Source organism: Caulobacter sp. SSI4214, from assembly GCF_012184455.1.
Classification (GTDB): Bacteria; Pseudomonadota; Alphaproteobacteria; order Caulobacterales; family Caulobacteraceae; genus Caulobacter; species Caulobacter vibrioides_E.
In genome coordinates, this window is the sequence record NZ_SZWJ01000053.1 from 18502 (window position 1) to 29449 (window position 10948).

13 protein-coding genes and 1 riboswitch are annotated in these 10948 nt (G+C 68.7%); of the genes, 2 read left to right on the forward strand and 11 right to left on the reverse strand.

Going from position 1 to position 10948, the window contains the following annotated elements:
- Positions 1-5: 5 nt before the first annotated feature.
- From FCU40_RS15140 to FCU40_RS15165, 6 genes are all read right to left on the reverse strand, one after another.
- Complete coding sequence (locus FCU40_RS15140) at positions 6-1076, reverse strand: hypothetical protein (protein ID WP_168076013.1); 1071 nt, start codon at positions 1074-1076, stop codon at positions 6-8.
- A 67-nt stretch (positions 1077-1143) separates the two neighbouring features.
- Positions 1144-2982 (reverse strand): phosphomethylpyrimidine synthase ThiC, encoded by a 1839-nt coding sequence (thiC, locus tag FCU40_RS15145; protein WP_168076015.1) that lies wholly within the window; start codon positions 2980-2982, stop codon positions 1144-1146.
- Between the two features lie 73 nt (positions 2983-3055).
- Positions 3056-3161, reverse strand: a riboswitch (TPP riboswitch).
- Positions 3162-3216: 55 nt separating this feature from the next.
- Entirely contained in the window at positions 3217-3417 is a 201-nt protein-coding gene (locus FCU40_RS15150) for a hypothetical protein (protein ID WP_004618516.1), read from the reverse strand.
- A gap of 45 nt (positions 3418-3462) precedes the next feature.
- Positions 3463-4317 carry a neutral zinc metallopeptidase gene (locus FCU40_RS15155; protein ID WP_168076017.1) on the reverse strand — a complete coding sequence of 285 codons (855 nt, stop codon included), beginning with the start codon at positions 4315-4317 and terminating at the stop codon, positions 3463-3465.
- Positions 4318-4335: 18 nt separating this feature from the next.
- Complete coding sequence (locus tag FCU40_RS15160) at positions 4336-4737, reverse strand: hypothetical protein (protein WP_168076019.1); 402 nt, start codon at positions 4735-4737, stop codon at positions 4336-4338.
- A 47-nt stretch (positions 4738-4784) separates the two neighbouring features.
- Positions 4785-5345 (reverse strand): hypothetical protein, encoded by a 561-nt coding sequence (locus FCU40_RS15165; RefSeq protein ID WP_004618509.1) that lies wholly within the window; start codon positions 5343-5345, stop codon positions 4785-4787.
- A gap of 138 nt (positions 5346-5483) precedes the next feature.
- Between FCU40_RS15165 and FCU40_RS15170 the strand changes: the two genes are divergently transcribed.
- Positions 5484-6485, forward strand: coding sequence for a D-cysteine desulfhydrase (locus FCU40_RS15170; RefSeq protein ID WP_168076021.1), 1002 nt, complete (start codon positions 5484-5486; stop codon positions 6483-6485).
- A 41-nt stretch (positions 6486-6526) separates the two neighbouring features.
- Positions 6527-7222 carry an amino acid racemase gene (locus FCU40_RS15175; RefSeq protein ID WP_168076023.1) on the forward strand — a complete coding sequence of 232 codons (696 nt, stop codon included), beginning with the start codon at positions 6527-6529 and terminating at the stop codon, positions 7220-7222.
- A gap of 43 nt (positions 7223-7265) precedes the next feature.
- Here the strand turns inward: FCU40_RS15175 and FCU40_RS15180 are convergent, their stop codons facing one another.
- The 5 genes from FCU40_RS15180 to FCU40_RS15200 form a co-directional block, all read right to left on the reverse strand.
- Complete coding sequence (locus FCU40_RS15180) at positions 7266-7448, reverse strand: hypothetical protein (protein WP_168076025.1); 183 nt, start codon at positions 7446-7448, stop codon at positions 7266-7268.
- Positions 7449-7760: 312 nt separating this feature from the next.
- Positions 7761-8507: a hypothetical protein gene (locus FCU40_RS15185; RefSeq protein WP_004618501.1), complete on the reverse strand. Its 747-nt coding sequence runs from the start codon at positions 8505-8507 to the stop codon at positions 7761-7763.
- Positions 8508-8815: 308 nt separating this feature from the next.
- On the reverse strand, positions 8816-9082 hold the full coding sequence (locus FCU40_RS15190; RefSeq protein WP_241693626.1) for a hypothetical protein: 267 nt from the start codon (positions 9080-9082) through the stop codon (positions 8816-8818).
- 77 nt (positions 9083-9159) lie between these two features.
- Positions 9160-9615 carry a hypothetical protein gene (locus FCU40_RS15195; protein ID WP_004618496.1) on the reverse strand — a complete coding sequence of 152 codons (456 nt, stop codon included), beginning with the start codon at positions 9613-9615 and terminating at the stop codon, positions 9160-9162.
- 29 nt (positions 9616-9644) lie between these two features.
- Positions 9645-10948 (reverse strand): helicase C-terminal domain-containing protein (locus FCU40_RS15200; RefSeq protein ID WP_275052057.1); only part of this gene is annotated, 1304 nt, incomplete at its 5' end.

Consider the following 10948-nt stretch of genomic DNA (forward strand, 5'->3'; position numbering starts at 1 on the left):
GCCGATCAGGAGACGAGGAGGTCCCTGGACGGGCGACGCAAGGACCGCGGCAGATCCGGGCCGCGGCCAAAGCGAACGACGAGATCGGGGCGCTTGGCCGGCTCGCCCAGCCAGGCCGCCAACCGGCGCCGGGTCGACAAGTCCTCGACCGGCTGGTTCATAAAGGCCAGTTTCAGGCCCTCGGCGGTGGCGGTCAGCGCGAACCGGGTGAAGGCGCGGCCCACGGCGATCCACGCTTCAGGGGTTTCGGCGGGGCCGGTGAAGATCGCCAAGCCCGGCGAGCTTGCGACCACGCGACGAAGCCGATCGGCCTCGCTGCGCCGGGTCATGACGAGCGGCAGCAGACGCTGGCCCAGCCAACGCGGCGCGGCGAGATTGCCCGACGCGGCCGTGAACAGCCCATCGCGGCGCGCCAGGGCCTCGCCGGCGTCGAAGCGGATCCAGGCGGCGAGCTCGCGCATGAAGGCTGGATCGGCCAGCTGGGCGTCATTGCCGGCCACGATCATGTCGCTCAGCTTCGCGCGCGCGTCGCCGTCGAGCACCACGCGAAGTCCGACAGACTGTCCGACGGTGCCTTCCAGCCGCCGCAGCGTGGCCGCGTCCACGGGCGTTCCATCATAGGGCGTCCGTGTCGAGGCGCGATGGGGAATGGCCTGGAACAGGGCGTCGGGCCGGGCCGGGACGCTGGAGAAGACCACGCGGACGCCGCCTCCCGACAGAACCGCCGGCTCGCCCGCCCAGCCATAGCCCAGCCCCGCCTGGAGAAGGGTTTCCAGGGCGCAGCCCAGGCTGACGAAAAGGTGGTGGTTGTCGGGATCCACGACCGGCGTGCGTCGTGTCGGGTCCGGCAGGATCTCGATGACGCGGGGCTCGACCTTGAACCGCCAGGGCTGGGTGTTGTGGCCATTCGCCGCCAGGGCCGCGGCCCCGATCAAGGCCATGGCCGGAAAGCCGCCGCCGCTCAGGTCGGGCAGACGCCAAAGGCTCCGCACCGCCTCGTCATAGGGCGAAGCGCAGCGCGAGCATCCGGCGACCAGCAGGGGCGCGGCGGTGATCAGGGCGCGGCGGGTCGGCATGGCGGGGGCTCCGAAAGCGCGATCCTAGCCCCCGCCCGCCGCGTCGCCCTTGCGACGCCTCAATCGCCTATTCGGTCTTCAGATAGATCTCCGAGCCCTGCTCCCGGAACTTCTCGCTCATCTGCGCCATGCCCAGTTCGGCGCTGTTGGGCGCCTTGCCGGCCGCGAAGTCGCGGACCTCCTGGCTGATCTTCATCGAGCAGAACTTGGGACCGCACATCGAGCAGAAGTGGGCGGTCTTGTGCGCTTCCTTCGGCAGGGTCTCGTCGTGGAACTTGCGAGCGGTTTCGGGGTCCAGGCCCAGGTTGAACTGGTCCTCCCAGCGGAACTCGAAGCGCGCGCGGCTAATGGCGTCATCCCACATCGAAGCGCCCGGGTGGCCCTTGGCGAGGTCGGCGGCATGGGCGGCCAGTTTGTAGGTGATGACGCCGGTCTTGACGTCGTCGCGGTCGGGCAGGCCGAGGTGCTCCTTGGGCGTGACGTAGCAGAGCATCGCCGTGCCGAACCAGCCGATCATCGCCGCGCCGATGGCCGAAGTGATGTGGTCGTAGCCAGGCGCGATGTCCGTGGTCAACGGGCCAAGCGTGTAGAACGGGGCCTCGTGGCAGTGCTTCAGCTGCTCGTCCATGTTGGCCTTGATCTTGTGCATGGCCACGTGCCCTGGCCCCTCGATCATCACCTGAACGCCGTGGCTCCAAGCCACCTTGGTCAGCTCGCCCAGGCTGCGCAGCTCGGCGAACTGGGCCTCGTCGTTGGCGTCGGCGGTCGAGCCCGGACGCAGACCGTCGCCCAGCGAGAACGAAACGTCATAGGCGCGCATGATCTCGCAGATGTCTTCGAAGTGTTCGTAGAGGAAGTTCTCCTTGTGGTGCGCCAGGCACCACTTGGCCATGATCGAGCCGCCGCGCGAGACGATGCCCGTGACGCGCTTGGCGGTGAGCGGTACGAACGGCAGGCGCACGCCGGCGTGAATCGTGAAGTAGTCGACGCCCTGCTCGCACTGCTCGATCAGGGTGTCGCGGAAGACGTCCCAGTTCAGGTCCTCGGCGACGCCGTTGACCTTCTCCAGCGCCTGGTAGATCGGCACCGTGCCGATCGGCACCGAGCTGTTGCGGATGATCCAGTCGCGGATGTTGTGGATGTTGCGCCCCGTGGACAGGTCCATGACTGTGTCGGCGCCCCAACGCGTGGCCCAGACCAGCTTGTCGACCTCGTCGGCGACGGTGGAGAGCACGGCCGAATTGCCGATGTTGGCGTTGATCTTGACCAGGAAGTTGCGGCCGATCGCCATCGGCTCCAGCTCGCCGTGGTTGATGTTGGCCGGGATGATGGCGCGGCCGCGGGCCACTTCCTGGCGCACGAACTCGGGCGTCACGAAGTCGGGGATCGACGCGCCGAAGTCCTCGCCGTCGCGCACGCACGGACGGGTCTGCTCGCGGCGCAGGTTCTCGCGGATGGCGACATATTCCATCTCGGCCGTGATGATCCCGGCGCGGGCGTACTCCAGCTGGGTGACCAGCTTGCCTGGCTTGGCGCGATAGATCTTGCGGCCGGTGTCGGGGAACTCCGGCGCCAGGTGCTTGCCCTGGGCGAAACCGTTGTCCTCGGGCTTGACCTGGCGGGGATCGGTCACGACCTCCACGTCGCCGCGCGCCACGACCAGGGCTTCGCGCGAGCGCGGCAGGCCCTTCTCGATGTCGATGGTCACGCTGGGATCGCTATAGGGACCCGACGGGTCGTAGATCGTCACCGGCGGTTCGTTGGCCGACGGGTGAACGGCCACCTCGCGGAACGGCACGCGGATGTCGGGGAACAGCTCGCCGGCCTGATAGACCTTGCGCGAGCCGGGGATCGGGCCGGTCGAGATGGCCTCGGCCACGGCCTTGATGGTGGTCTGAACGTTCATTTCGGGCGCTCCTCAAGCGGCAAGGAGACCCGGACGTGTCGCGCTTGAGTCGGTCTTACGGACGAGACGATCGCTCCCGTCCGCGTTCCCTCCCTTCGCCGGCATGACCCGGATCAGGTTCTACGGGTCAGGGCGAGAGCCCAATCTCAGCCGCGCGCGCGGCCCCCCGGTGAACAGAGGGCGGAGACTAGGCGCGTTGACGCCCAGGTCAAGCGTTGTCGCGGGCCGCGCTTCTCAGGCGTCGTCGCCGGCCTCGACGATCCCGCGCATATGGGCCATGACGCCGAACGCGTTGCGCCCGACCTGGACGAAGGTTTCCGCCAGCTCCTTGGTCGCGTCCCGCAGATCGTACCGTTCGTCGGCGAACCTCAGCAGGACGCTCTCGATGTAGCGCTCCAGCAGGGCCCGATCTTCATCCGTGAAGGTCATGTGCATGGCGCGATCCTAGGCCGCCGCGCCCTGGACGCGCCTTGACCGTGATCAAAGCCTCTCGGCCGAGAACGTATCGCAGGCGGCCGGATCGCCCTGGTCGTAGCCGCGGGTGAACCAGCGCATCCGCTGGGCGCTGGTGCCGTGGGTGAAGCTGTCGGGCACGACCTGGCCCTGGGTTTCCTTCTGCAGGGTGTCGTCGCCAACCGCCGCCGCCGCGCCCAGGCCGTCGCGGATGTCGTCGCGGTCGATGACGATCTTGCCGCCCGAGGCCTCGCCCGCGTGGGCCGCCCAGACGCCGGCGTAGCAGTCGGCCTGCAGCTCCAGCCGCACCGAGCCGCTTTCGGCCCCGCGCGCGCCCAGGCGGCGGGCCTGGTCGGAGGTTCCCAGCAGGGTCTGCACGTGGTGGCCGATCTCGTGGCTGATCACATAGGCGCGGGCGAAGCGGCCCTTGGCGCCGAAACGGCTTTCCAGCTCGTTCCAGAACGACAGGTCCAGATAGACCTTCTGGTCGGCCGGGCAATAGAACGGCCCCATGGCCGACTGCCCCGTCCCGCAGCCCGTGGGCGTGGCCCTGTCATACAGCACCACCGCGCGCGGCGGCCGATAGCGAACGCCTTCCTGGGCCAGGATCGGGGTCCAGACGTCGCGGTTCGAGGTCTCGATCACGTCGACGAAACGGCCCTCCTGATCGGTGACCCGCCCGCGCGCGCCCTCCTGCTGTACGGCCGCTGGCTCCTGGAGTTGTTGGGTCGCCTGGAGGGTCGCGCGCGGGTCGATGCCGAACACGAAATAGCCGATTGCCGCCAGAACCACCGCCCCGACGCCGCCCCCGACCACGCCGACCGGCCCCATGCCGCGCCGATCCTCGATATTGCCTTCCTGGCGGCCGTCTTCCCACTCCATGAAACTCGACCTCCTCGATCAGCGCGTCTTGGCCGGGCCGATGGCCCGCATCCGCGCGTTGCTCCGCGCCAAGGCGTCCTGAGTCAAGCGCTCAAGACGGTCCATCGAGGCGGTCAGGTCCGCGTCGCGCCGGTCGACCTCTTCCGCCGGCCGAGGCGGCGTCACGGTCAGAGCGCCGGAAGGCTGGCCGGCGCCGGCGAGACGCTGATCGTTGAGATCGCGCAGCAGCACTTGGCTACGCGCCCGCTCCTGGGCGGCGACCACCTCCATCTGGTTCGAGAGCTGGTCGCGGCGCGCGGCGTCGGCGGCCTGGTGAGCGGCGTTGCGGGCCTGGATGTCCCAAAGGGCGTTCTGCGCCGCGACCGACCAGGCGCCGGTCAGGGCCAGAAGGCCGACGGTCAGAAACAGAACCTGGCGCATGTTCGAGCTCCTCGCCCGCGGCCGGCGCGAACGCATGACGCGTCAGCTCAGGGCCGCTTGACCGAGAAACGCGCCAGTTCGGTTTTCGGCGCCGCCCAGTCGGGCTTCAGCTCGGCCGCCCGCGAATAGTCCCGATAGGCCGCCTGCAGATCGCCGAGGGCCTCGTTGGCCAGGCCCCGGTTGAAGAAGGCCTTTTCCGGATCCTTGACGCCCAGGGACAGGCCTTTGTCGATCTGCTCGACGCCTTCGCGGAAGCGGTCCTCGCCGACCAGTGTCGCGCCCCGGTTCACATAGGCCTCGCCCAGCTGCGGATCGATGCCGGTCGCTTGGTCGAAGTCGGCCCGAGCCGCCGCGAACTGGCGCTGGCGCATCTGAAGAACGCCCCGATTCACATAGGTGCGGGCGCGGTCGCGGAAATTCAGGGTCTCGACCTCAAGGGCCGTGGTGCAGGCCATGATCGCGTGGCTGTCGGCCTTGCCGCCGAGGGCCGCGTCGGAGCATTCCTTGGCCTCGCCATTGCCGATCACGAGGGTCGAAGCGCCGGCCATGCCCGCGCCGGCCAGCAGGGCCACGGCGCAGAGACCGGCGATGGGGATCGCTCGGGTCATTTCGTCTTCCTCCCGGCGGGCGGCCTCGTGGATTGGGACGGCCTCGCCAGGATTCATCATAGCACGCGCGACACGGCGGGTCGCGCGCGGCGCTGAGCGTGCTAACACAGCCGGCGAGTCTTTCGAGGAACCTCGCCCATGCACCTCGCCCGCTTTCCCCGCGCCCGCTTCGCCCATCTGCCCACGCCGCTGGAGCCCCTGCCCCGCCTGGGCGCGGCGCTGGGCGTCGACCTTTGGGTCAAGCGCGACGATTGCACGGGCCTGGCCGGCGGCGGCAACAAGACCCGCAAGCTGGAATTTCTGCTGGGCGAGGCCCTGAAGCAGGGCGCCGACACCCTGGTCACCCAGGGCGCGGTCCAGTCCAACCACGTGCGCCAGACCATCGCGGCCGGCGCCCGCTTCGGCCTCAAGACCGAGGTGATCCTGGAAGAGCGCACGGGTTCCAAGGCCGGCGACTACATGGGCAACGGCAACGTTTTGCTCGATAAGCTGATGGGCGCGGCGATCCGCCATGTTCCGGCTGGCAGCGACATGGTCGCCGAGCTGGAAAGCAGCGCCGAGAGCGTCCGCCAGCGGGGCGGCAAGCCCTATGTCATCCCCGGCGGCGGCTCGAACACGATCGGCGCGCTGGGCTATGTCGACTGCGCCCGCGAGCTGGTGGTTCAGGCCGACCAGATGGATCTGAAGATCGACCGCCTGGTCACGGCCACCGGCAGCGCCGGCACCCATGCGGGCCTGGTCGCCGGCTTCGCGGCGCTGTCGGTCGACATCCCGATCCTGGGCTTCGGCGTGCGCGCGCCCAAGCCCAAGCAGGAAGAGAACGTCTTCAACCTGGCCGTCGCCACGGCCGAGACCATCGGCGCGGCCGGCCGCGTCACGCGCGAGATGGTCGTGGCCGACTGCGACTATGTCGGCGAGGGCTATGGCCTGGTCGACCAGGGCGTCATCGACGCCCTGACCCTGGCCGCCCGAACGGAAGGGCTGCTGCTGGATCCGGTCTATTCGGGCAAGGCCATGAAGGGCCTGATCGACCAGGCGCGAAAGGGCGCGTTCAAGGGCGAGCGCGTGGTGTTCCTGCACACCGGCGGGGCGCAGGGTCTGTTCGGCTATCAGTCGGTGCTCGAACCCGCTCTGGGCTAACGGCGATTCACGCCCCTGTGTCCGATCGAGAGACCCCCATCATGACCACGACACCCCACGGCAAGGTTCTGGGCGTCCTCGGCGGCATGGGTCCGGCGGCGACCCTGGACTTCCTGGCCAAGCTGCAGGCGGCCACGCCGGTCAAGCGCGAGCAGGACCACCTGCGCGTGCTCGTGGACATCAATCCCAAGGTTCCCGACCGCAACGTCTCGACCTCCGATCCCGGCCCCGTGCTGGCCGCGATGGCGGTCGGACTGCGCGATGCCGGCGCCCAGGTGCTGGCCATCGCCTGCAATACCGCCCATGCCTACGCCCAGGCGGTCGAGGCCTCGGGCCTGCCGCTGGTCGACATGCTGGAGACCGCCGGCCTGGCCGCCCAAACGCGCGGCGCCCGGGTGGTCGGCGTGCTGGGCACCAGCCTGGCCCTGGCGCTCTATCGCGACCGCTTCTCGCACATGGGGCTCGAGGTGGTGATGCTGGACGACCACGAGCAGGTCGAGTTCATGGCCCTGCTCTATCGGATCAAGCAGGGCGACCTGGGCGCGGCCTCGCGCGAGACCATGGCCGCCCTGGCTCATCGCCTGGTCGGCAAGGGCGCGCAAAGCGTGGTGGCCGGATGCACCGAAGTGCCCCTGGTGCTGTCGGCGGCCGACCTGTCGGTTCCGTTCCTGGACGCGACGGAGGAACTGGCCAAGCGTTGCGTGGCGGTCTGCCTGGAGGCCCCGGCCGAGGTCTAGAACCTGCTTATCCGGTTTAGATGGCGCCCTCTAAACCAGAGCTCTAAGGCCGAAGCGGCGACGGGCCGTCATCGCGACAGGCCTCGAACATGCGCGCCAAGGCGGCCGCGCCGCGAGACGCCTGGGCCATGCGCAGCAACGCCGCGCGCGCGTGCGCGCTATCGGCGATCTCGGCCTGGCGCTCGAGCCGCTCGGCTTCTCGCAAGTGATCGTCGCGTTTCCCCATGGGCGCGAAGGTTTATAGGACCCTAACGCCGCCGCCATGCGACCACTGGACGCACGCCGTTCATTGACCGCGGCTCGATAGCGGGAAAGCCGACATGAAAACGCCCCCGGCCCTGGGGCGCGGGGGCGTCGTCCTGTTCCCCAACAGGACGGCGTCGGTCGCGCTGAGCTCCGAGCGCGGCGGCGTCGCCTCAAAGCCGACGCGCTCATTTCGCTGAACACGGAAGTAGAGACAACGCGTCCGCGTGTCGCAGACCCCAGAATGGGTAGACGCCACGCTCGGAAATCGTTTGCGAGGCCGACCCCGTGGCGCCTACGCGATCAGCCGCACTTCGACCGGCGCGGTCTCGGTCAGCAGGCGGTCCAGAGCGTGGCGGTAGATGGCGATATCGTTCTGGTTCTGGGCCAGCAGCTGCCGATAAGCCCTTGGGCCCAGAGCCGCGCTGTGTGACTCCGCCTGGGTGACGTTCAGCCTCGCGACGTCGCCCAGGCGCCCTTCGAAGGCGGTCTGGGCCCAGTCCAGAGACTCGTAGGGATGCTCGCAGACATAGAACCACACCATTTGGTCGATCAGGTCCCTCGCCGCCTTCAGGTCGCGCTCGTAGTGCGGCGACCAGCCCGACCCCGTCAGCTGGCGATAGTGGTGGTCATAGGTGTGGATCACCACCGCCGGGTCGTCGCAAGTGACGAAGTCGTCCAGCGCCAGCCGCTTGGCCAGGGCCACCGCGCGATAACGCGGATCGCGCGCCTGCTCGTCGGAAATCTCGACCATGTAGCGGAAGTAGCGATGCACCGAGACAACGCGGTCGATCGGCCAACGGAAGTTGGTGGCCATGGGCATGCGCGGCCCCACGACGTCGCGGATGTCGCGTCCATAGTGGCCGGCATAGAGGTCATAGCCTCGGAAAACCCCATAGCGCCCGCCGCGATCGGCGTGCTCGGTGGCGTCGTTCTCGATGCGCGGACACTGTCGCTCTTCCGGAAACAACCGCTTCAACGCGTCGACGACCGATGTGCCGCCGGCTTTCGGGTTGTGAAAGAAGAAGAGCTGCTCGACCAAGTTCCACACTCCGGCGTCGGAAATCCACGCCCCTTTCCCCGTCTCTAACGGGCGAGCGTCACCATTCCGTCGCGGCTGCAAAACATTCCATACTTAAAATTCTAGTTTCCAAGCGCCTTAACTCTTTGCGAGGCAAATAGTCGGGCGCCACCGGTTTCCCTCCTGGGAAGACGCCAGTGAGAAATCGCCGTTCTCCGAAAATCGGCCAATATTGCCGACCTCTTCGAACCGGGGGCGCGAGTCGATAAAGACGAGCTTCAGCCGAAATCAGGCCCGTTCGTGACTGATCAGGGCTAGCGCCAGACGCTTCAGCCCGGCGCGCGCCGCAAGGCCTCGAGAACCGCCTCGGGCGCGTGATCGATGACCCGCAGATAGGCGGTGAGCGCGCTATCGGGACGAGCGTCGCCGCGCTCCAGGTCTTCCAGCAGCGTCAGATCTATCCGGAACACGCGGGCGAAATCGGCTTGGGAGAGGCCGGTGCGCCAACGCACCGCCTGGATCAGGGCCCGAGCCGAGCGGGCCCGGGCGGGCGTGGCGGCTTCGTCGATCGCGGGGTCGGCGGGTCGAGTCATCATCGGTACGCTCCTGAACTGTTCCCTCCCTATGAAGGGCTTGTAGGGCGTGGCGATTGCAGAATTTCGACGGCTTTGAGTCAGTGCGTCGTCGTCAGCGCCCGCGCCTTGGTCTCCACCTGGTCCACGCCCCGCAGAGCGTCGCCGGAGGCGTTCAGTATCCCGTTGAAAACCCGCAGATCGCGGGTGTCGATCCGGCGGATCTTCTTTTCGCGAGACCATTCCAGGCCGATCAGCTGACCCAGCCGACAAGCCTTGGGCAGCAAGGCCGACTGCTCGGACGGACCGCCCTTGACCACGAGCTTGCCGACGATGTCGTTCCAGTTCGGCGCGCCCGAGATGCAGAAGAAGGGCAGATTCGCGCAATCGCCCGTCCAGAAGCGCCGATACCAGAGGGCGTGCTCGGGGGTATCGAACTTGAGGCTGGACGTGGGCGCGACCGCGCCGCGACAGTCGGGGCGGACGAACTCGTCGGCCTGGGCGACATTGGCGGCCAGGAGGGCGGCGGCGAAGAGCGGCGCGGCGAGACGGACCAACGGGATTTCTCCAGCGAAACTGGACGGCTCTAGGCTTTTGTCTTCGATAAAAATGCGGCGGTCGCCTCGATGGCGTCAACCAGGCCGACGCGCTCGATGCTCACGCCCTCGGGCAGGCTCGAAAACAGGCGGGTGGGCGCGGCGGCGTCCAGCATGACGAAGACGCCGCGGTCGTCGGCCCGGCGGATCAGGCGGCCAAAGGCCTGGCTGATCCGCGCCCGCGCCACCGCGTCGTCATAGCCCTTGCCGCCGAACCGCAGCCGGCGGGCCTTGTGCAGAACATCCGGACGCGGCCAGGGCACCCGGTCGAACACCAGTAGTCGCAGCGAGCGGCCTGGCACGTCGACGCCATCCCGGATCGCGTCGGTGCCCAGCAGACAGGCGTCCTCCTCGGCGCGGAAGATGTCGACCAGCGCCCCGACTTCCAGCGGATCGACGTGCTGGGCGTAGAGAGCCAGGCCGTTATCGGCCAGCGGCGCGGCGATGCGCTCATGCACCGCCTTCAAACGGCGGATGGCGGTGAAGAGCCCCAGCCCCCCGCCCCCGGCCGCCAGGAAGAGCTCGCGCATGGCCGCCGAGACCTGGCGCGGGTCTTCCTTGTTGACGTCGGTGACGACGAAAGCCCTCGCGTTGTTCTCGTAGTCGAACGGCGAGACCAGGCGCAGCACCTTGGGCGCGGACGGCAGGCGCGCCGCCCCCGTGCGCATCTCGGCCAGGGCGAACGGGTCCTCCAGGGCCGGATCGACCAGGGTGGCGCTGGTGACCAGCACGCCATGGGCGGGCGACAGCACCGCCGCGCGCAGCGGCTCGGTCGGATCGACCCAGTGACGCCGACACGCGGCGTCGACGACACGGCCGTACAGGAACGTCGCCTCGAACCAGTCGACGAAGTCGGGGTCGGTCTCGGTCGGCTCGATATCGTCGTCCTCGATGGCCTTCAAGATCGAGCGCCAGGCCGGCAAGGTCATGCGGGCCCGGCGATCCAGGCCTCGCAGCGCGCCTTCGATGCGGGCGCGCTCGGACGGCCCCAGATGCTCGGCGTCCTCGTCCAGCACGTCCTCCAGAGCGCGGGCCAGGGCCAGCAGCGGCGCCTCGATGGCCGCCAAGGCCTTGGCCGCCTCCGGCGCGCGCTCGCGGACGAGGTCGATCGCGGGTCGGGCGTCGCACTGCAGGCCCAGATCGGCGCCGCCCCGCTCGCTGGTGCGGGCGCGCAGCTGTTCAATGACGGCGACGAGGAAACTCTCGATCGGTCCGATCGGATTGACCTGGCCGTCCGGCGGCGCGACGCGGCCCGACCAGCCCTCGCCCGGCAAGGCGGCGGCGGCCCGCAGCG

Coding starts and splice junctions, on each gene's coding strand:
- FCU40_RS15140 (WP_168076013.1), bottom strand. CDS start 1,076: ATGCCGACCCGCCGCGCCCTGATCACCGCCGCGCCCCTGCTGGTCGCC.
- thiC (WP_168076015.1), bottom strand. CDS start 2,982: ATGAACGTTCAGACCACCATCAAGGCCGTGGCCGAGGCCATCTCGACC.
- FCU40_RS15150 (WP_004618516.1), bottom strand. CDS start 3,417: ATGCACATGACCTTCACGGATGAAGATCGGGCCCTGCTGGAGCGCTAC.
- FCU40_RS15155 (WP_168076017.1), bottom strand. CDS start 4,317: ATGGAGTGGGAAGACGGCCGCCAGGAAGGCAATATCGAGGATCGGCGC.
- FCU40_RS15160 (WP_168076019.1), bottom strand. CDS start 4,737: ATGCGCCAGGTTCTGTTTCTGACCGTCGGCCTTCTGGCCCTGACCGGC.
- FCU40_RS15165 (WP_004618509.1), bottom strand. CDS start 5,345: ATGACCCGAGCGATCCCCATCGCCGGTCTCTGCGCCGTGGCCCTGCTG.
- FCU40_RS15170 (WP_168076021.1), top strand. CDS start 5,484: ATGCACCTCGCCCGCTTTCCCCGCGCCCGCTTCGCCCATCTGCCCACG.
- FCU40_RS15175 (WP_168076023.1), top strand. CDS start 6,527: ATGACCACGACACCCCACGGCAAGGTTCTGGGCGTCCTCGGCGGCATG.
- FCU40_RS15180 (WP_168076025.1), bottom strand. CDS start 7,448: ATGGGGAAACGCGACGATCACTTGCGAGAAGCCGAGCGGCTCGAGCGC.
- FCU40_RS15190 (WP_241693626.1), bottom strand. CDS start 9,082: ATGATGACTCGACCCGCCGACCCCGCGATCGACGAAGCCGCCACGCCC.